Origin of the sequence: Prevotella sp. AM23-5, assembly GCF_003473645.1 — a bacterium.
In the GTDB taxonomy this organism is placed as follows: Bacteria; Bacteroidota; Bacteroidia; order Bacteroidales; family Bacteroidaceae; genus Prevotella; species Prevotella copri_A.
The window spans coordinates 50,255-70,909 of the sequence record NZ_QUCG01000015.1; the positions used below are offsets into that span (position 1 = coordinate 50,255).

General features: G+C 47.4%; 15 protein-coding genes. 10 read left to right on the plus strand and 5 right to left on the minus strand.

Going from position 1 to position 20,655, the window contains the following annotated elements; genetic code table 11:
• Positions 1-122 precede the first annotated feature (122 nt).
• On the plus strand, positions 123-797 hold the full coding sequence (locus tag DW657_RS05640) for a hypothetical protein (protein WP_147381891.1): 675 nt from the start codon (positions 123-125) through the stop codon (positions 795-797).
• A 315-nt stretch (positions 798-1,112) separates the two neighbouring features.
• Here DW657_RS05640 and DW657_RS05645 read toward each other — a convergent pair whose 3' ends face one another.
• Together DW657_RS05645 and DW657_RS05650 are read right to left on the minus strand one after the other, a co-directional pair.
• Positions 1,113-2,003: an Abi family protein gene (locus DW657_RS05645; RefSeq protein ID WP_118311740.1), complete on the minus strand. Its 891-nt coding sequence runs from the start codon at positions 2,001-2,003 to the stop codon at positions 1,113-1,115.
• Between the two features lie 527 nt (positions 2,004-2,530).
• Positions 2,531-5,194 carry a glycoside hydrolase family 3 C-terminal domain-containing protein gene (locus DW657_RS05650; RefSeq protein ID WP_118311741.1) on the minus strand — a complete coding sequence of 888 codons (2,664 nt, stop codon included), beginning with the start codon at positions 5,192-5,194 and terminating at the stop codon, positions 2,531-2,533.
• A gap of 282 nt (positions 5,195-5,476) precedes the next feature.
• Here DW657_RS05650 and DW657_RS05655 point away from each other — a divergent pair, with 282 nt between their 5' ends.
• From DW657_RS05655 to DW657_RS05670, 3 genes are all read left to right on the plus strand, one after another.
• On the plus strand, positions 5,477-6,883 hold the full coding sequence (locus tag DW657_RS05655) for a sigma-54 dependent transcriptional regulator (RefSeq protein WP_117661505.1): 1,407 nt from the start codon (positions 5,477-5,479) through the stop codon (positions 6,881-6,883).
• A gap of 295 nt (positions 6,884-7,178) precedes the next feature.
• Positions 7,179-7,421, plus strand: coding sequence for a hypothetical protein (locus tag DW657_RS05665; protein ID WP_117661503.1), 243 nt, complete (start codon positions 7,179-7,181; stop codon positions 7,419-7,421).
• 220 nt (positions 7,422-7,641) lie between these two features.
• Complete coding sequence (locus DW657_RS05670) at positions 7,642-10,107, plus strand: hybrid sensor histidine kinase/response regulator (RefSeq protein WP_117661502.1); 2,466 nt, start codon at positions 7,642-7,644, stop codon at positions 10,105-10,107.
• Here the strand turns inward: DW657_RS05670 and DW657_RS05675 are convergent.
• The gene (locus DW657_RS05675) at positions 10,064-10,975 is read right to left on the minus strand and encodes an AraC family transcriptional regulator (protein ID WP_118311742.1); all 912 of its coding nucleotides are present in this window, start codon (positions 10,973-10,975) and stop codon (positions 10,064-10,066) included. The two genes, DW657_RS05670 and DW657_RS05675, sit on opposite strands and share 44 nt — an antisense overlap.
• 184 nt (positions 10,976-11,159) lie before the next feature.
• Between DW657_RS05675 and DW657_RS05680 the strand changes: the two genes are divergently transcribed.
• From DW657_RS05680 to DW657_RS05705, 6 genes are all read left to right on the plus strand, one after another.
• The gene (locus tag DW657_RS05680; protein WP_117661500.1) at positions 11,160-12,557 is read left to right on the plus strand and encodes a TolC family protein; all 1,398 of its coding nucleotides are present in this window, start codon (positions 11,160-11,162) and stop codon (positions 12,555-12,557) included.
• Between the two features lie 73 nt (positions 12,558-12,630).
• Positions 12,631-13,671 (plus strand): HlyD family secretion protein, encoded by a 1,041-nt coding sequence (locus tag DW657_RS05685; RefSeq protein WP_117661499.1) that lies wholly within the window; start codon positions 12,631-12,633, stop codon positions 13,669-13,671.
• 36 nt (positions 13,672-13,707) lie between these two features.
• Positions 13,708-15,249 (plus strand): hypothetical protein, encoded by a 1,542-nt coding sequence (locus tag DW657_RS05690; protein WP_117661498.1) that lies wholly within the window; start codon positions 13,708-13,710, stop codon positions 15,247-15,249.
• A 100-nt stretch (positions 15,250-15,349) separates the two neighbouring features.
• A complete protein-coding gene (locus DW657_RS05695) occupies positions 15,350-16,552 on the plus strand; it encodes a uracil-xanthine permease family protein (RefSeq protein WP_117661497.1) in 1,203 nt (400 codons plus the stop codon).
• A 90-nt stretch (positions 16,553-16,642) separates the two neighbouring features.
• On the plus strand, positions 16,643-17,365 hold the full coding sequence (locus tag DW657_RS05700) for a phosphatase (protein ID WP_117661496.1): 723 nt from the start codon (positions 16,643-16,645) through the stop codon (positions 17,363-17,365).
• A 33-nt stretch (positions 17,366-17,398) separates the two neighbouring features.
• On the plus strand, positions 17,399-17,944 hold the full coding sequence (locus tag DW657_RS05705; protein ID WP_301332456.1) for a carbonic anhydrase: 546 nt from the start codon (positions 17,399-17,401) through the stop codon (positions 17,942-17,944).
• A 61-nt stretch (positions 17,945-18,005) separates the two neighbouring features.
• Here the strand turns inward: DW657_RS05705 and DW657_RS05710 are convergent, their stop codons facing one another.
• Both DW657_RS05710 and DW657_RS05715 read right to left on the minus strand, forming a co-directional pair.
• A complete protein-coding gene (locus tag DW657_RS05710) occupies positions 18,006-18,638 on the minus strand; it encodes a response regulator transcription factor (RefSeq protein ID WP_117661495.1) in 633 nt (210 codons plus the stop codon).
• Between the two features lie 47 nt (positions 18,639-18,685).
• Positions 18,686-20,533, minus strand: coding sequence for a histidine kinase (locus DW657_RS05715; protein WP_117661494.1), 1,848 nt, complete (start codon positions 20,531-20,533; stop codon positions 18,686-18,688).
• Positions 20,534-20,655 lie beyond the last annotated feature (122 nt).

The window sequence follows — 20,655 nt, forward strand, 5'->3', positions numbered from 1 at the left end:
AGTACATTTTTGCTGATACTTTCGTATATTTGTACCTGAATATCACAGGCAGTAGCAATTGATGGCATTTACTGCAATAGTTCATTGTCTGCCTATATGTAAAATCTTAACTGCTTATAATTATGACTAAGAAGTTTTTATCATTCGTACTCACAATTGCTTGTTCCATCTTATTGGGAAGTTGTGAGAATTCAGAGGGTTTAATCGTTGAGGACAGCAAGCTGGACATGAGCCTTTTCTCCCAGACCTATACCATCGACGATGAGGGATGTTGTGTCCTCAAGGGTGCTAAGCCAATTACCAGGGGCGAAGTGCAAAGCAAGGTCTTGAACTATGGCTGGAAGTCAATTGCCACTTACGAGGTGCTGGCTAATGGTAAATTGAGCAAAGAGGAGTTTTGGAAAGACATGGTTGGAGGCAGTCCTACCCACTATTGGTTTGAATCGTCGCAGCAGCTCGTTCAGTATTTCTACATGGATGCGAAGCCTGCTTTTTGCTTCCGAAATGTTTCATGGTCGTATGATGCAACCAAAGGTTTCATCCTTTGCGGAAACGACAAATCGGCAACTGTTGACCAATACAAGCAGATTCTCAAACTTGTAGAATCGGACGGCAGAACATTGATGTACACCATACAGAAGATTGCCACAATCAGCGATGGGGACAATGATTACAAACCTGTTTATGCCATGATTGTCTATAAGCGTCTGACCGATGATGAGCTGAAAAAGATGCAAGAGTCCTACAACTATGATTTGAACGCAGACAATTCAGTCCCAGACAACAGTAAGTTTTAAATCCTGCACACAAGGTGAAGAGTGGTGAAGAGTGAGTAAGCACTCTTCACCTCCCGAAACCCCAGTGTTTATCGGGGTTTCGGGCGAAAAGGTGAAAGGTGAAGAGTAAAAAAGAGATTAGGATTCTATACGACGCATCAGAAGAAAACCTGATACGCCAATTCCTCCAATACGAGAGGACGCATCGTTTCTTGCCTCGCCTTGGCATTATATTGCCCTGTACTAGAGCAATATCTTGCCAAGGCGAGGTAAAATATGAAAAGAGGACATTGTGGCAGCAAGTGCTTGGATAGACTTATATCCGAACACTTGTTGCTATCTCCATAAAGGTTCGTTTTCCCATCCTTGTGGAAAGCCCATGGCATGTAAATCAATATTGGGATAATCTGCAAGCAACCTGAGCAGCGAACTTTTCAAATCCATACAAGGAGTTATAGTTTGCTCCATATATAATAAGGTGCATAACTGATGGTAAAGTTTGATAGGCTTTTGGGTTGGAGCAATCCAAGAAAGTGGAAGCCGATTTGGCAATTGTGGCTTCAATGCAAAACGCCTATTCCATATACGAGCATGGTGTGCACAACAATTGCGAAGCACGGTTATGCACCTTATCCAACTTTCCAAGTAAGTGTATTGAGGTAGTCCAAACTCTCTTGCCACTTGCTTTTTAAGACGATTGTCCTTAAACAGACAAAATAATTTGGAAAGCGTACCAAACGAAACGACCTCCAATGTTTTCCACACAGGAGGGAGAGAAGGGAAAGTATATTTCTCGGAATGCTCCTTGATGAAATCTTCATTTGAACGAGACACCTCTTTCTTGATATTGTCAAGGCAGCCTTCATAAAAGTCTGCATTCTTGAACAATGATGCATCCATAAACCAAAATGCGCCATGCTCCATAGAAAATATCTGAATCATTTTGGTCCGAAGAGAAATCTCTATATCTTGAATTGCCTTGAATATAAGTTGACGAAGTTCTTTGTCAAAGAGATAAAGGTCGATGGCTTGTTCAAATGTACTACCCAGTTTATAATGATGAAACTGTCTGTCTTCCTCCATATATCGTAGGTAACTGGCAATACGAAAATAACTGATATTGCGAAGCTGCAATTTGGCAGTTGCAACATCTTCTATCACCAGCCCTCTGTTCTGGAGCAAGGCAACCTGTTCATCTACGTTTATCGGTTGTTTGTCGTAATCCATATACCCTTTATAAAAAGCGAAGTCCCACCGTGGTACGCATCGTTGAGAGGCGTGGTGGGATTTGTTGCTGCAAACAATACTCTTTTTTATTGGAAACTCCAAATATTTTCTTCAAAATCTGCTTGTCAAATATGGATTTTAACGTAAAAAGTTCTAATTTCCAAGGTTTTCTCCTTGTAAGCTATGCGAGATTTAGAAAAATATCGTATCTTTGTCCCCGAATTAAGGCGTTCTTTGCATATTGCAAAATACAGAAACGAGCAGAAGTCCGCTCGTTTCCATATTGTTACCTATATAATAAAGGCAAACGCCTAACTTCTTGATATTCAACTAAAGTCCAATTTAGTGTGAGTTAGTTTTGTTAACAAATTAATGCAAAAAGTCATTTAATATACAAAAGAAAAATTGATTTTTTCTTGGTTGATTCGAGAAAAAAGGCGATAGGTGTACTAAATCTTATTGATTCAAGAGTTAGTGCACCTATCGCCTTTTTTGAGTATTCCAAGATAAGCTCTATGAAAAGAGACTTACTTGATCTTCACTTCTATCTTAGTCTTGGATGCATCAGCGCTGGAGCCGCCAACAAATACCTGGTAAGTGCCAGGAACCACGCGGATGGTGTTGGTCTGGGCATCCCAACCCTCGAAACTCTTGCGAGGAAGATCGATGCTTACCATCTGGCGCTCGCCAGTCTTCAAAGACACACGCTTGAATACCTTGAGACTCTTGATTGGTCCATCCACATCATCCACACGCTTGATATAAACCTGCGCTACTTCGGTACCCTCTCGCTTGCCCGTATTCTGCAAGGAGAACATCAGCTTGTAATCAGCAGCCTTGCTGCCACGCTTCCTGCTCTTCACCTGCATCAGGGTAGGCTTGCCGTACTCGAAAGAGGTATAACTCAAACCGTAACCGAATGGGAACAAAGGCTCGCCCTTGAAATAACGATAGGTACGATTCTTCATCGTATAATCGAGGAAATCAGGAAGATCGTTCACACTCTTATAGAAGGTAACCGGAAGCTTGCCCGATGGATTCACCTCGCCAAAGAGAACCTTGGCTACAGCCTCACCACCCCGTTCACCAGGATACCATGCCTGAAGGATTGCCTCGGCATTTTCCGTCTCAGGAACCATGGCGATGGCACCTCCCGAACAGTTGACAAAGACAACACGCTTGCCTGCCTGATGCAGCATGGCGATAACCTGGCGCTGAGCCTTCGGCAACTCCAGGTCGGTTCTGTCGCCGCCCTTGAATCCAGGCTCCTCAATCTCAAGCTGCTCGCCCTCCAGATTTGGAGAGATACCGCCTACGAATACCACGGCATCCGCATCGCCCACCTCTGCCAGGATCTGCTCGTTGGTAGGCTTCGAAGTCTTCAGGATATCAAACTGCATCACAGCCACATCTTCCTTCTGGGTATAATCTATCTGAATCTTAACCGGCTTGCCTGCTTTCAGAGAGAGCGGTTTGATGATAGGCGCCACGCGGCCCCAGCACTCTCGCATATTCACGATGGTATCGCCATCCACTATCAGGCGGCAACCATCATCAATACCCATATTGATGGTAAGATCCTCATCCCTGTCAGGAGTCAACACTCCCTCATAGCGGGCTGAGAAATGAGTAAGATTCACACCCGGTGCAAACACGGTATTACCACCATTGCTCAGATTGATGGCAGTCTTCATCACATCCGTAGCCACCGGCTCACCCTTCTGTTCCTGATTGTTCCAGTAGGTGGCCTTCATTCCCTCACGGAAGAGATTGAAACGGCTTTCCTGCACCTCGTTTCTTGTCAAGGTACAAGCTGGAACATACTTCACCTCTGCCCCCTTCATATAGTTGCGGATGCCCTGGAGGATGGTGGTAGAACTGGTAGGATAACCCGAATAGTTGCCTCGCAGCATGATGGAGTCATTGGCATTAGGTCCCATCACCACAATCTTCTGATTGCGGTTCAATGGCAGCAGCTGGTTTCTGTTCTGAAGAAGTACGATACCTTCTTCAGCTATCTTCTCAGCCAGATCCTTATGAGCCTTGCAGGCGATGACGTTCTCAGGAATCTGAGTCCATGACACGGTTTCATCCTTATCGAAATCGCCCAGTTGGAAACGAGCCACCAGCAGACGCTTCAGGCTCTGGTTTACCTTATCTTCATTGATCATTCCCGCCTTCACAGCCTGCGGAATAGTACGATAGGCACTGCCGCACTCCAGGTCGGTACCGGCATTCACAGCCTGGGCAGTTGCCTCGGTAGCGGTCTTTGCCGTACCATGATAGCCCGGCATAAAAAAATCGAAGATAGCTCCGCAATCGGAGGTAATCAGTCCCTTGAATCCCCATTCGTCTCTGAGGATCTGGCGCTCAAACTTGGCGTTGGAACAGCAAGGAGCACCATCTATACGCTGATAGGCACACATCACCTCAGCCACATGTCCATCCTGTACCAGCGACTTGAAGGCAGGGAGATAAGTCTCCCACAAATCCCGGGCTGGCAGATTCTCCAGATTGAAGACGTGGCGATTCCACTCCGGACCGCTATGCACGGCGAAATGCTTGGCACAAGCCAGTGTCTTGACATATTGGGGAGCCTTAGACTGATCAGAAGCCAGAACACCAGGAGCCGCCAGCGGCTTGCCGTCGAACGACTGTCCCTGCAAGCCATTCACTACGGCGAGTCCCATACGTGTAGTGAGATAAGGATCTTCGCCATAAGTCTCCTGTCCGCGTCCCCATCTAGGATCACGGAAGATATTGACATTCGGAGTCCAGAAGCTCAGACTCTGATATCTCTTTACATTACCCGACTTCTTCGCCACCTGCGCCTTGGCTCTCGCCTCATCGCTTACGGCAGTAAACACCTGATAGAGCAAGGCATCATCCCAGGAAGAAGCCATGTGCATGGTGATAGGGAAAACCGTGGCATATCCGTTGCGTGCCACACCATGCAGCGCCTCGTTCCACCATTGAAACTGAGGGATACCCAGTCGGGAGATGGCAGGCGAAGCATCCATCATCAGTTTCGTCTTCTCCTCCAGGGTCAGGCGTGAAAGTAAGTCATTGGCTCTTGCCTCGGCAGAAAGGTTAGGGTTCTGATAAGGCAACAGCTGACTGGCTGGCTGTTGGGCATGAGCTGAGAGCGCCAGAGCGGACAGCATAGCCAATGTAAGTATTTGTTTCTTCATAACTACTATTGTTAGTACGATAATATTGTATAGATTCGTTTTATTATGCAAAAATACATATTTTTCCTGAATACTGAGACTGATGAAGTGTTAAAAAACTCAGATTGTTTTCATTTTTATGTGATTACTTCCTAATTTTTTCGAATCATTCAAACAATAAAGCACTTTTTCCTTGCTGATTCCAAATATTAGTGCTAACTTTGCACTCAGAAACGACTCTATCTTTTTAGAAGACAAAGATACAATAAGAAAGATACAACAAGACAGTAAGATCGCAATAATATGGAAAAGATTCTAATAGTTGAAGACGATATCGCATTTGGAACCATGATTCAGACATGGCTCAGGAAGAAGGGATTCGAGGTGGAGAAAACTACTTCGGTCAAGGCCGCCATACAGGTTTGCGAGGAGGCAGAAAGAGGATTCGATCTGGTATTATCAGACCTCCGCCTTCCAGACCACGACGGCATCTTCCTGCTGCAATGGATGAGAAAGCATGGCGTGCAGGTGCCTTTCATCGTGATGACCAGCTATGCAGAAATTCAGAATGTGGTGCTCGCCATGAAATCGGGCGCTACCGATTATGTGGCAAAACCTTTCCATCCGGAAATCCTTCTGGATAAGATCAAGGAAGCTATCAAGACTCCGAAAAAACAGGATCCGTATGCTGCCTCAGCAGATAGTCAGCGTTCCACAGACACAAATTCTACTCCTACAAACGCAGCACCTGGCAAGCAGGCAGGAAATCAGGCTTCATCTGCCAATGGGGATGTACCCAAATACCTGGAAGGTGAAAGCGAGGCTTCACGCAAGCTCTACAGTTTCGTTTCGCTGGTGGCTCCTACCCCTATGTCGGTACTTATCTTGGGTGCCAGCGGTACGGGTAAGGAATATGTGGCTAGAAGAATCCATGAACTCAGCACAAGAGCCAATAAACCTTTCTTCGCACTCGACTGCGGTGCCATCCCTAAAGAAGTGGCGGCATCAGAATTCTTCGGTCATGTGAAGGGATCGTTTACAGGTGCTGACCAGGACAAAAAAGGTGCTTTCGAGATTGCCAACGGAGGAACTCTCTTCCTCGATGAGATGGGAAACCTGAACTATGAAGTACAGGTGCAGCTGCTCCGTGCCCTCCAGGAAAGAAAAATCCGTCCGGTGGGAAGCAACAAGGAAATAGATATCGATATCCGACTGGTATGCGCTACCAATGAGAATCTGGCTCAACGCGTGGCAGAAGGCAACTTCCGTGAAGACCTCTACCACCGTATCAACGAGTTTACCATCTACATGCCGGAGCTGAAAGACCGTGGTGCCGACCTCTTCCTCTTTGCCGACCTCTTTATCAAGCACGCCAACAAGGAGCTGAACAGAAATGTGGAAGGACTCGACGGCAAAGCCAAGGAGCGAATTGCCGCCTACAACTGGCCGGGCAACCTGCGAGAATTGAACAATGTGATGAAACGAGCTACCCTGCTCGCCACCGGAAGATACATCGGAGTAACCGAACTGGAACAGAGTATGGCGCATATCCAGCCACAAGCTCCTACCGCCCTGCACGATGAGGAAACGGAACTGCAGCGCATAGAAGCTGCGCTGAAAGCAGCAGGCGGCAACAAGAGTAAGGCTGCACAATTGCTCGCCGTAGATAGAAAGACACTCTACAATAAGATGAAGAAATACGGTATCTGATAGAAAGAAGTACGTCTTTTGATGATATGGGAAAATGGGGAAAATGGGGAATCTGATGACCATTCCCCAACTTTTTGGGGAATAATTCCACACCAGTTCCACAGTTTCCACAATGTAGAATTCTGGAACAAAAAGCATTTACTGCTGATAATCAAACTATTAGATAATTCTTTTGTTTTTTGGCACGCAGATTGTGATATTAGAAAGTGAACACGCCAATGAGCAGTAACGCAAGCAAGGCTGTTCACAAAGAAAGTTATAAACATAATATTCACAATAAAAAAAACAAAAGATTATGAAAAAGTTAGTTTTCGCAGCTATCGCTGCCATGGTTATGGTTTCAGTTAGCAATGTATTCGCCAGCAACAAGATGGCAAGCGTATCATCAGCTGCTCCAGTTGACACAGTAGCTCCAGCAGAACCAGCTGCTCCAGCAGACACAACAGTAGAGAAAGAGAATCCAGCAGAAACACCAGCTGAAACTCCAGCAGAGACTCCAGCAGACTCGACAGCAACAGATTCTACTGTAGCAGAGTAATATCACCTTTAAAAAATAGTAATTAACTGAGGAAAAGATAGAATAACACTAGTAATTACGCGTCGCTTTCAATCAGGCAGGAGACTAATGATAGAATTCATTGGTCTCCTGACTTGTTTTTAGCCCTTTTGTTTTCTAATATCATTTTTTTGCATTAACTTTGCAAACAAATATCTATTGAGCAAGATATCAGTCTGCTCATCATTTTAAACGATTTCTCATGCACAAGAACAATATTCCTCTCAAGGTAGCCCTCGGATATAGCGCCATTGCCATTATTATGATTCTGGCAATCAGTCTGGTGTATAGCAACACCAAGAGCATCAATGCCATCAATGAAGCTTCGCGCGAGTATATCCAGAAAAGGGGTGCCGCCGACAGTACCATTTCTTCCCTGCTCAAAGAGGAGCAGAGAAACCTGAAGCAACTGTCTGATGCCATGGCAGGAAGACCTACCCAAAACTATCTGCAGAATAAGGTGAAGAATCTGAATACGGGAAAGGATTCCATACTGGTTCACTCCAAGGCACCTCAAACCCACGAGGCGAAAAAGACGACGGTAGAGGTATTGAAGACCCGAAGGGGGTTCTTCCGCCGACTCGCCGATGCCTTCAAGAAGGAGCACGCCGAAACCTTAAGCGTAAAACAGGACAGCAACCGGGCTGTCATCGATTCTGTTACCACCCCAGTCAACGTGGCGGAAAACGTAGCGACCATCCTCGACCAGATAGACAAGAAGGAGAAAGTGGAAACGCAAGGCCACAAGCAGAACATCAATAGGGAGATGGAAGAGCTGAAGATGGTGAGTGCCAAACTCGCCCTGCGCTCCGCCAAACATCTGAGCGATGTGCACCAGCGTGAAAAAGACAATATGCAGGAAGCCATCAAGAAGGCGATGGAAGCAAGAAAGCATCTGTTGTGGCAGATGGAACTGCTCGCCATCGTAGCCTTCTTTGCCATCGTCATCATGATCTGGTTTATCTGGCGCGATGCCAGAAAGGAGCGCATCTACAGGGAAAACCTGGAGGCTGCCAATGAGGAAATCCAGCGTATCATGAACCAGCGCGAGCGCCTGCTCCTCACCATCACCCACGATATCAAGGCGCCAGCTGCCTCTATCTCGGGCTTCATCGATCTGATGAAAGATTATGTCAACAATCCAAAGGGCATCGAATGCCTCCAGAACATCAAGAACTCTGCTGCTCATCTTTCACATCTCGTTGCCTCGCTGCTCGATTATCATCAGTTGGAGAACGGACTGATGAAGGTTCAGCCTACTTCTTTCTCACCGGCACAACTGGTAGCAGAATCGGTAGAGGGAATGAGATTGCGGGCAGAAGAGAAAGGATTGGAGATTTCATTCGAATGCAAGATGAAGGGGATGGGAACTTCGGATTCTTCGGAAACTTCGGATTCTCCAATGAAGAAGAAATTCTTCCGTGCTGATGCCTTCCGCATTCGCCAGATATTGGATAATCTGGTAAGCAATGCCATCAAATATACCGATCGGGGCAGCGTTACCATCCAGGCACAGGTTTCAGAAATTCTGGGCAAGCCTACGCTTACCCTGAGCGTAAAGGATACGGGAAAGGGAATGACCGATGAGGAGAAACAGAAGGTGTTCCAGGCGTTTACGAGATTGAAGAGCGCCCAGGGCATCGAGGGTACCGGTTTGGGATTGTCCATCACCCAGGAACTGGTTTCGCTGCTTGGTGGAGAAATCATCCTCCACTCTACCCTGGGCAAAGGTTCTACCTTCATCGTCACCATCCCTATCGAGCCAGCACCAATGGAGGAGTCTCAGGAAATGGCTCCATCAGAAGTTAAGCATGATCCTTCTCCCGATTCTGCTCAAGATAAGGAAGGACAGAATTCTGGCAGCCATCAGGTTACTGATATAAAGAAGAAGCCGGAATTTGCCAACCACAAGATTCTGATTCTAGATGATGACAAGCTGCAGCTCCAGCTTCTCCAGGAGATGTTGCGCCGCATCGTAGGCGACACCTGGCAGGTTTTCGCCTGCAATCATGTGATGGATGCCCTCACCACACTACATAACGAACAGCCAGCCCTGATGCTGATGGATATCGAAATGCCGGAGATGAACGGCATGGATATGATTGCCCACATCAACCATACCAATATGATGGTGGTGGCGATGACTGCTCACGATACAAGCATCCTGGAACAGCTTCTGAAAGCCGGCTTCGACGATTGCCTGTTCAAGCCATTCAGTATGGAGAAACTGTCTGATATCCTGGGAATAGAGTCCCAGCCTCAACTGGATGCCCAGTCTGGAACTCCATCCCAGCCTGATTCATCACTCCAGCCAGTTTTATCATCCCAGCAGAAATCCAATCCTCAGCTGGATGCTCTTCTTGCTTTTGCCGGAGGCGACGAAGAAGCGGCGAAGGAGATTCTTGATACCGTGAAGCAGGAACTTGCCGATCATCTCACGAATCTGAAAGAAGCCGTAGAAGAGGAATCCTTATCTACCGACCGCATAGGAAAGGCGGCACATAAGCTCCTCCCTATCGCCACCATGATGCAGATGGGATGCCTCGAAGAACTCAAGGCGCTGTCACCCGAATACATCGGCGAGATAGAAGAAGCCGAGATCAGAGAAAAACTGAAGGTTGTGATTACGACCTTATCTGCTGCGGTGTCAGACCTGTATGCTTCTTGAAATATCGGCAGAAGAAACTGACGTCGGCAAAATGAAACTCCCAAGCCATCTCCTTGATGCTTTGCGTGGTCCGCTTAAGATGCATCTTGAGCTGCAGAATCACGTATTGGTCGATGATGGTCTTGGGGGTATGCCCCGTCACCTGATTCACGATGTTGGTCAGATATTTCGAGGAGATATTCATCTGTTCGGCATAATAGTTCACATCCCTTGAAATCTTGTAGTCCCTCTCCAGCAGCATCATAAACCGATTGAACAATTCTCTTACACGATACGATTTTACTTCATCTGGTCGGTATTGCGGATTGCGCTGAAGATACTCATGAAAACCGATGAAGAATGCCTTCAACTGGCACAATACCAACTGCGAGATGCAGGTACACTCCGACTGGTCGAAATATACCTTCAATAAACCAAACATCCCATTGATGATGTTTGTCACCACGGGGGTATCCTGCCGACAGCGGTCTTCCCGCAAGGAAGAATATACCGTCTGCTCCAGCTGCAAGCTTGCTTCTCGAAGCAAGGAAGGATTATATTTCAGGATTTCAACTTGGAAGCTGTTCGCAGTTTGAGGGGATTTGCAATCCCCGTTTTCAGTTTCAGGGGATTTGCAATCCCCATTTTCAGTTTGAGGGGATTTGCAATCCCCGTCAACCTTCAATTCCACTACATCATTCGGAAACAGCGTAATCACCGCCCCCTCATAAAGTTCCCAATCCTTATAATTCACATTCAGTCTCGCCTTTCCCTTCCGGCAAATCAATATCGCTCCGTAAGTCAAAACTTGCGGACCCTCCTGCCATTCCTCCAAACCAGAGCAGGAAAGGCTTGCTTCCTGCTGACTACTTAATTCAGATAATTCCATCTACACCTTATTATATATAGAGTTATTATATCTCTTTATTCCTATTTCGGTTGCAAAATTACACAAAATATGTGAGATAAAAGAACTATTATTCCCAAATCGTCCATCCACTACGAAATATTTAAAGCGATTGTTCGCTCAAAACTCCGTACCTTTGCACCCGAAATTCAAAAAGTAATGATCAATGATTAAGAACATCTTATTTGTAGGCCTTCTGCTTGCAGGAGGAACCCATTGGGCTTCGGCTCAATCACAAACCACCGAAGGGACGGCTGCTTCCTTGCCTGCCAGCAAGAAAGAAAACATGACCATCAGCCAACTCTTCCAGAAGGTGGAGGATAACAGCAAGAGCCTTCGCACTTCATTATCAGGAGTAGAAGCAGCCCACCTCGGCATCGAAGCGGCCAAAAGCAAGAAACTGCCCGACCTCGATGCTTCCCTCTCTTTCAGTTACATCGGCAATGCGCTGATTACCGACCGCGACTTCAGCAACGTTCATGGTTTGAAATCCCCACATTTCGGCAACAATTTCGCCTTCCAGGCACAGCAGGTGGTTTACGCCGGTGGAGCCATCAATGCAGGCATCAAACTCGCCGAACTCGGAAAGCAGCAGGCAGAAGTAGGCGTAAAACTCACCCGTCAACAGATTCGCTTCATCGCCCTGGGGCAATATCTCGACCTCTATAAGATAGACAACCGCATCAAGGTGTATGAAAAGAACATCGAGTTGACCCGCCAGCTCATCGACGACATCAAGGAGAAACAGACACACGGAATGGCGCTGAAGAACGACATCACCCGATACGAACTCCAGATGGAAAGCCTCAAACTCGGTCTTACGGCGCTCCGAAACAACCGGAGCATCCTGAACCATCAGCTTTGCAATACCCTAGGAATGAACCAGGGAAGCCAAAAGAATGAAGGAAGCCAGATGAACCAGACAAGCCAGGAGATTCAGATCATCCCCGATGCTACTATCGCCGACAAAACCTACGGCAAGGAAGGCGAGGCTTACTGGCAGACGGCAGGCACCCTGAACTCTCCACTCCTGGAGCAGAGCAGCAACGCCATCCGCATCGCCGAACAGAAAGAAAAGATTGCCAAGAGCGATCTTCTGCCAAAAGTGGCTTTCGTTGCCGCAGATAATTTCGATGGACCTATCCTCTTCGAATTACCACCTGTTGATAAGAACCTCAACGTATGGTATGTGGGCGTGGGTGTGAAATACAGCCTCAGCTCTCTCTTCAAGAGCAACAAGCGAATCAAGCAGGCAGCCGTAGAGACCCGACAGGCTAAAGAGGCACATGCCGTTCAGGCAGAGCAGCTTAACAATAATGTGCAGGCTGCCTACGTGCAGTATCAGCAAACCTACGTAGAACTGGAAACGCAGCGAAAGAGCGTGGAGCTGGCACAACAGAACTACGACGTGATGAATGCCCGCTATCTCAGCCAGCTCGCTCTGGTTACGGATATGGTGGATGCCTCCAACCTCAAGCTCAATGCCGAGCTCAGCGAGGTGGATGCCCGCATCAACATCGTCTATGCCTACTATCGTATGAAGTACGTGGCAGGAGAAATTTAACAAAAAACGCGGCAGGAGAAATTTAATTTTAAAAACAGAATTAAGAGTTTTTATCGAAAACTATTATCAAGAGATTATGAGCAAGAAGATTATCAAGAGAATATATAATGTAGTGATTATCCTCCTTTTCCTGGGAGCTACCGGCTGGTGTTTCAGCCATTTCTATCATGGCAGCGATGTGGCTTACACAGATGATGCACAGGTAAACCGCCATATCACCCCTATCAATACCCGTGTACCGGGATTCATCAAGGAGATTCGTTTCAACGACTATCAGCACGTAAAGAAAGGCGATACCCTTGTTATCATCGAGGATGCAGAGTTTCGTCTGCATGTAGCTCAGGCAGAGGCAGGCTTGCGTGGATCCAAGTCAAGTTCTTCGGTAGTTACTGCCAGCATGGGCACCACCAATACCAATGTGCAGACAGCGGCTGCCGGCATCGAGGAGGCTCGTGTGGATATGATGAATGCCAAGCAGGACTTCGACCGCTTTGCAGCCCTGATGAAGAAGGATGCGGTAACCCGTCAGCAATACGACAACGCCTATGCCCGCTATCTGGGAGCCAAGGCACGTTATGAGCAGGCTAGCAGCCGCAAGGCTAGTGCCGCATCAGTTCGCAATGTACAGACCCAGCAGCTCGGCGGTTCACGTGCCGGAGAGAGCGTGGCAGAAGCACAGCTCAACCTGGCTCGCCTCAACCTTTCCTATACTGTAATCGTGGCAACCTGCGATGGCGTGATGGGAAGAAAGGATATTCACGAAGGCCAGTTGGTACAGCCTGGTCAGATGCTCGCCCGCATCGTGGATGACAATGATGTTTGGGTGGTAGCCAACTATCGTGAGACTCAGATGGACGGCATCACCGTGGGCAAGACTGTAGATTTCACCGCCGATGCCATCCCAGGTGTAGTATTCCATGGCAAGGTAGAGGCTCTCTCTGCCACAGCCGGCAATGCCTATTCCATGATTCCTGTGGATAATGCCACCGGCAACTTCGTAAAGGTAGAGCAGCGTGTGCCTGTGCGCATCGCCCTTACCAAGGATAACGACCCGAAACAGATAGCCCTGCTCCGTGCCGGACTGAATGTAGAAGCCAAGGTTCGCATCAAATAGAATGTTCTGTAAACTATAAATTATTAATTATAAAAAATGCCAGGACCTCCAATGCTTCAAGGACCCTTCCGGGTTCCTTCGTTCAATGGATATATTCCTCGCCGGTTACAGCCATGGATTTATCTCCTCTTCGCCTTCATCTTCCTGATGTCGGGCGGAATCTATGGAGGAGCCATGAGCCAGGTGATGGGCGAGTACAGTTTGATGAGAGAAGACGTGCTCATGATCATCATGTTCAACGTGGTGGGCGTGGCGATGCCATTCCCCTTCCTCTTCAAGATGAAGTTCCACTTTACCAACCGCCAGCTCCTGCTGAATGCGGCACTGGTAGTGGCAGCTTGTAATTTCCTCATCATGTGGACCGACTCAGTGCCCTTGATGTGCATCCTCGCTTACATCGCAGGCTTCTTCAAGCTCTGCGGAACCTTCGAATGTATGAGCACCATCCAGTTGTGGATGACCTCCAAGCGCGATTTCACCATCTTCTTCCCCCTGCTCTACTGCATCGTGCTGGGAAATATGTTCCTCTCGCCTTGGATCACCGAACACCTGATTTACATCTATCAGGATTGGCGCATCATCAACTGGGCGATGACGGGAGCCCTGCTTCTGGCGGCACTCATCGTGTATGTCACCACCCACGACTTCCGCTTCATGAAACCCCTGCCCTTCATCAGTATCGATTATCTGGGCTGCATCCTGTGGTCGGCATGGATGCTGGAGTTCATCTTCTTCTTCACCTACGGCGAGCACTACAACTGGCTCGATTCGAAGATCATGCAGATGGATGTATTGCTCTTTATATTTACCGGATATTTCTGCATCCAGCGAATGCTCCACATCCGTCACCCTTACATCGCTCCGGCGGCATGGAAGTATAAGCGACTCATCCCGCTGCTTATCCTTTTTGCATTCGTAGAGTTTATGGGCAGTACGCCTAAAGTGTTGCAAACCGCCTTTACGGGTGGCGTGCTGCATTTCGGCAACATCACCACCAATGTGCTCAACTTCGTGGAATGGACGGGTGCCATCGCCGGCTGCCTCTTCTGCCTCTTCTGGTGCAAGGTGCTCTGTCAGAAATACACCCGTCTGCTCACGATAGGTGTGGCAACGATGGTATGTTATCCCGTGATGATGTATTTCCTCATCGATCCGGGTCTCAACATCGAAGCACTCTATCTGCCCTGCTTTCTGCGGAGCTTCGGCAATGCTATCTTCTTCTGCATGCTCACCGTGTATCTGGAAGAACTGATGCCGTTCCAGCATTTCTTCATGGGATTGACGATGGCAGGCATCATCCGCAATGGTCCGATGTCGGCGATGTGCTCAGGTCTGTACAGTTTCGGGCTCCGTTATCAGATGGCAGACAACATGTCGCGCGGCTTGCCCTACGATGCCACCAATCTTCTGATGCTCAGCATCCGGAATCTCTATGGCATCACCTGTCTCATCGGTATTGCCGTGCTGATCATCTTCCTGCTCTGGGATGTACAGCCCGTGAGAAGTACCCTGAAGAAGATGCCTTCCTGGAACTTTGTGGGAAAGAGAATGAAGAAAAAGAAAGGATTTGCGAAATAAAAGAAAGAGATTCTTGGTATTTTCAAACTTTATTCGTATTTTTGCAAAGATTTAGCAAGCTATAAACAGAAACAAGAATCATTTTCATATAACAATAATAATGAATACAGAACAACTTTCTATGACCAAGAAAACTCTTGTGGGAGTACAATTCCTATTTGTGGCTTTCGGTGCAACGGTTCTGGTGCCTCTCCTGATAGGCATCGATCCGGCAACGGCTCTCTTCACCGCAGGTGTGGGAACCTTTCTCTTTCACTTCATCACCAAGGGCAAGGTGCCTATCTTCCTGGGCAGTTCCTTCGCCTTCATCGCTCCTATCATCGCTGCCACCAAGCAGTGGGGACTTCCGGGAACCATCGCCGGACTTACCAGCGTCTCCCTGGTGTATTTCATCATGAGCGCCCTAGTAAAATGGCAGGGCAAGAAACTGCTGGATAAGATTTTCCCTCCGGTAGTCATCGGACCCGCCATCATCCTTATCGGTCTTTCCCTTTCGGGCAGCGCTGTGAATATGGCTAAGACCAACTGGGTTCTCGCCTTCGCATCGCTTATCACCGCCATCCTGGTACTTACCTTCTGCAAGGGACTGATGAAGCTGGTGCCTATCATTTCGGGCGTTATCGTGGGTTACGTCATCGCCATCTGCATGGGCGAGGTAGATTTCTCGGATGTAGCAGCGGCTTCGTGGTTCTCCTGTCCGGTAAGCTTCGATACCATCACCCATTTCTCCTGGGCGCCATTTCTCTATATGCTACCCGTGGCGATAGCACCGGTGCTGGAACATATCGGCGACGTGTATGTGGTGAGTGCCGTGGCGAAGAAGGATTTCGTGGCAGATCCGGGATTGCATCGCACGATGTTGGGCGATGGAGTGGCGTGTCTCTGTTCCGCCTTCCTGGGTGGTCCTCCTGAGACTACCTATTCTGAAGTAACGGGAGCGATGTCTATCACCAAGGTCACAAGTCCTGCCGTGATTCGCATATCCGCAGCCACCGCCATCTGTTTCTCTATCGTGGGCAAATTGAGTGCCTTGCTGCAGAGCATACCTCAAGCGGTATTAGGTGGCATCATGCTGCTTCTTTTCGGCACCATCGCCAGTGTGGGTGTTCAGAATCTGATGCAGAACAAGGTAGATATGAATGAAACCCGCAATGTCATCATCATCTCGGTGATGCTGACGATGGGCTTGGGTGGTGCCGTCCTCTCCTCCGGTTCCTTCGCCATTTCCGGCATCGGTCTCTCTGCCGTCATCGGCGTGATTCTCAACCTCGTACTTCCTAAAACGAAGAAGGAGGAGGCGTAAAAAGTGGGAAAACATCTATTTTCGAAGAAAAAAATGTTTTTTAATCATGGAGAAATAAACTAATTCGCAAAATATCCGTACCTTTGCAGTATGAAAACATTATTAGACGTTCATACACATACCATAGCATCGGGTCATGCCTTCAGCAGTTTGCAGGAAATGACCTTGGCTGCAAAAGAAAAGGGGTTGGAAATACTGGGAATCACAGAGCACGGACCACATATCCCAGGCACCTGTGATCCCATCTATTTCAGAAACCTGCATTGCGTTCCCCGTCAGCTCTATGGAATCAAGCTGATGCTGGGAGCAGAACTCAACATCCTCAATACCCAGGGCGATATTGACCTCGATGAGGATTACTGGCGCATGCTTGATATCCGAATCGCCGGCATTCATAGCCTTTGCTGGCAGGGAGGGACCAAGGAAGAGAACACGCAGGGTGTCATCAATGCCATGCGCAATCCATTCGTGCAGATTATCTCCCATCCTGGAGATGGAACGGCAGAACTGGATTTCGAGGCTCTGATGAAGGTTTCCAAGGAGACGCATACCCTGCTCGAAATCAACAATCACTCCATGGCTCCCATCCGCCACAAGACGGTGGCAGCTCCTAATAATCTGGAACTGCTGGAACTTGCCAAGAAGTACGAGACCCCTGTCATCTTCGGAAGTGATGCCCACTTCTCTGCCATGATTGCCGACTACAGCAACATCATGCCGCTGGTAGAGAAAGCAGAGTTCCCTGACGAGCTGGTTCTCAACTATCAGCCGGAGAAGTTCATGGCTTATCTCAAGCCTACCCCTGAAAAATAGGAAAATTTCGTTTCACATATCATTTGCACTACTATGATTATAGAGGAAATTATCAAGTATAACGAGGAATTCGTAGCCAGCAAAGGTTACGAGAAGTATCTTACAAGCAAATATCCAGACAAGAAACTTGCCATCCTTTCCTGTATGGATACCCGCCTGACAGAGCTTCTGCCGACAGCATTGGGATTGAAGAATGGAGATGCCAAGCTCATCAAGAATGCCGGTGGACTGGTTATCAGTCCATTCGACTCCGCCATGCGCAGCCTCCTGGTTGCCATTTACGAACTGGGTGTAGAGGAAATCATGGTCATCGCCCACTCCAACTGCGGTGCCTGCCACATGAACGGCCAGCAGATGAAGGAATTGATGCTCAAGCGCGGCATCCATCAGGATGTCATCGACACCATCGGACTTTGCGGCATCGACCTAGACCATTGGCTGGAGGGCTTCCACGACACCGAGGATTCTGTAAGAAATACGATTAATACCATCCGTACTCACCCTCTTGTACCAAAGGATGTCAATCTGCATGGTTATATCATCGATTCCCAAACGGGTAAGCTCACAGAAGTAAAATAGAACTATATAATAATAATGAGAACATCAGCCGATGATGAAGAAGAAAAAAATAAGATAGTTTTCAATGCTTGATGAACGCCAACCCCATCTGCATCGCCTTTTTCACCATATTTGCCACATTGCTGGCTTGCAGCTTGCTCATCAAGTTGTGGCGGTGAAATTCTACGGTATTGTTGCTGATGTTCAACTCCCGGGCGATGGCATTGGTCGAATGTCCCTCGGCTATGTGCTCCAAGACTTCGAGTTCTCTATTAGAGAGGTTGACTTGCTCGACATTCTGCTGATTGATCAGTCTGAAAAACTGTTGACTATAATACCCCTTTCCTTCTTCTATCTTGTGCAGAGCAGTAAGAAGTTCCTGCGGGTCATCACCTTTCAAAACTATGGCATCTACATCCTCGTCCATCAGCTGACGTATCGTCCAGATTTCTTCGTGCATCGTATAGACAATGATCTTGGTCTTGGGATGCTTATGGTGAAGCAGCTTGACAAGCAGCAGACCATTCTCATTACTCAGTTCCAAGTCGATGATAGCGGTATCGATATTCTCCCTGTTGATGATATCCCTGGCAGATAGGAGGCTAGAGGCGGTCTGTACATTTTTATAGACACCATCTTGCAGGATGAGTGCCCTCAAACCAACCAAGACGACAGGATGGTCATCTACAATAAGGATGCTTTTGCTCTTTTCCATGATGATACATTTTTAAGCGTAATTTTTCGCAAGCCTTTGCTCGCAGATTATAGTTGAAACTTGAGTTCTACCAGATACTCTTCTCCATCATTTCTTATATCGAGTTCTGCCTGCAGAGCTTCAGCTCTCATCTTCAGGGTATCTTTGCCGATGCCTGGCTTGCCCTGGCTGATAGGGTGAAGTGGTGACAGATCGTTGATGATGGATATGCTCCCCTGCTTTCCACAGGTATCCAGCGTGACGCTTATCATCTTGCTGTATCCATATTTGATGGCATTGGATACGCATTCCTGGATGATGCGGTAGATCTCTATCGCCTTGCCGTCCGGGAGATTCTGCGCATTGAAAGAGGTACTGATGAATGGCTTGACGATGGTTCCGTTTTCGACTGTTACCGATTGACAGAAGCTTTCTATCAGCTCCGCAAGCGAAGTGTTGTCAAATCTAGGTGGTATCAGCTCATGTGAAAGACGGCGTACATCATGTCCCACATTTTTAAGCAATCTTTCTGCTTCCTCCTTATTGGTCTGCATCATGATATTCACCGCCAGAATATCGTTGCATACTCCATCATGCAATTCCTTGGCCAGACGCTTGCGCTCATTCTCCACACCATTGATATAGGATGTCTTTTCCGACAATTCGGCTCTCTGCCTGTCGAGTTTCCTGCGGTATAGGATGACAAGAATGGCTATCAACAATATGATGAGTGCCAGGATGAGCCATAAGATACGGATATAGAGCAAGCTCTGTTCGTGGTTCATCTTTTCTATCAGCATTTCTTTCTCCAAGGTCTTGTACTTGATGTTGAACTCACTCAACTGCTTGTCGATGTCACTCTGCTTGAGAGAGTCACTTTTCATGTATGCCTTTTGCATTGCCTGGTATGCCTGAGTGTATTTACCCATATTGTTGAGGCATCTGGCCTGTGTGGCGAGAAGCTTGTCTTTAGGCATCGTCAGATTGGTACCCGCCAACCTGCCGATGCTGTCCAGAAGTAGCCATTGCTCAGCGTATTTCTTCTGTTGCCCCAACAAGTCGGCCTTGATTTCCAATATGCCTAGCACCCCATTGCTCGTAGGTGCCAGATTACGGCAGGCTTCATTGGCGTATGTGAGATAGAAGGCGACGGAATCGGCCTTACCCAGTTGCAAGTACGACTTGAGCAACGGAGAAAGGTATTTGAGGGTCAACACATTATAATTGGCCTGCTTTACCATATTCCACATCGAAGTAAGGCTATTGACGCTTTTCCGGTAATTTCCCTGTCGCATCAGGACAGCACCTTTATTGGCATGGGCAGACAAACGCTCTATGGTATCGTTGATAGCGATAGCTTTAGATTCAGCCTTGTCGGAGTACTCTATGGCTTCCCTGAATCTCTTCTGTTCGTTGAAAAGCACGGAGATACAATTGTAGAGATAAATCTCATATTCCGCATTTTCACTTTTTATGGCTTTCTGGATACCCTTCTTATAATAGATGAGCGAGGAATCCAGTTCTCCGATTCTGCGATAGCAGATGCCCATTGCTCCACACATGGCAAGCATGCCATCGTAATCTTCAATCTTCTCGGCAAACGGGATGCCTTTCTTTCCGATTTCTATGGCTTCTCTCATCTGTCCCAGGTCTGTATATGCGGTCATCTTCTCGCTGGTAAGCCAACTGCGAGTGGTATCGGCACAGTTCATATTGAGTGCGCTGTCTATCAGAAGGATGGCCTGTTTCTTATCACCATCAGCATTATAGTTGACGGCTTTCAGAAACAAGGAATATGCCCGCTTCTCGTCTTTGCAGTTGTCACGTTGACAAGCGGCAAGGAAAGCGATGGATGATAACAGAAGGAAAATATATGTGAATATGGCTTGCTGCCTGTGATGTATTGTTTGCTTCATTTGCTATTATATTTACGTTATTTGCAATTACTATCATAAACGATTGTCCGTGCAAAGATATGAAAAATAATCGGAAGAGACATTTTTTCTATTGTTCCTAAAATCCGCAACTATCATCCAAT

Bases quoted from the DNA above. Each gene is read 5' to 3' on its own strand.
- DW657_RS05640 (WP_147381891.1), top strand. From the start codon at position 123: ATGACTAAGAAGTTTTTATCATTCGTACTCACAATTGCTTGTTCCATC.
- DW657_RS05645 (WP_118311740.1), bottom strand. From the start codon at position 2,003: ATGGATTACGACAAACAACCGATAAACGTAGATGAACAGGTTGCCTTG.
- DW657_RS05650 (WP_118311741.1), bottom strand. From the start codon at position 5,194: ATGAAGAAACAAATACTTACATTGGCTATGCTGTCCGCTCTGGCGCTC.
- DW657_RS05655 (WP_117661505.1), top strand. From the start codon at position 5,477: ATGGAAAAGATTCTAATAGTTGAAGACGATATCGCATTTGGAACCATG.
- DW657_RS05665 (WP_117661503.1), top strand. From the start codon at position 7,179: ATGAAAAAGTTAGTTTTCGCAGCTATCGCTGCCATGGTTATGGTTTCA.
- DW657_RS05670 (WP_117661502.1), top strand. From the start codon at position 7,642: ATGCACAAGAACAATATTCCTCTCAAGGTAGCCCTCGGATATAGCGCC.
- DW657_RS05675 (WP_118311742.1), bottom strand. From the start codon at position 10,975: ATGGAATTATCTGAATTAAGTAGTCAGCAGGAAGCAAGCCTTTCCTGC.
- DW657_RS05680 (WP_117661500.1), top strand. From the start codon at position 11,160: ATGATTAAGAACATCTTATTTGTAGGCCTTCTGCTTGCAGGAGGAACC.
- DW657_RS05690 (WP_117661498.1), top strand. From the start codon at position 13,708: ATGCCAGGACCTCCAATGCTTCAAGGACCCTTCCGGGTTCCTTCGTTC.
- DW657_RS05695 (WP_117661497.1), top strand. From the start codon at position 15,350: ATGAATACAGAACAACTTTCTATGACCAAGAAAACTCTTGTGGGAGTA.
- DW657_RS05700 (WP_117661496.1), top strand. From the start codon at position 16,643: ATGAAAACATTATTAGACGTTCATACACATACCATAGCATCGGGTCAT.
- DW657_RS05705 (WP_301332456.1), top strand. From the start codon at position 17,399: ATGATTATAGAGGAAATTATCAAGTATAACGAGGAATTCGTAGCCAGC.
- DW657_RS05710 (WP_117661495.1), bottom strand. From the start codon at position 18,638: ATGGAAAAGAGCAAAAGCATCCTTATTGTAGATGACCATCCTGTCGTC.
- DW657_RS05715 (WP_117661494.1), bottom strand. From the start codon at position 20,533: ATGAAGCAAACAATACATCACAGGCAGCAAGCCATATTCACATATATT.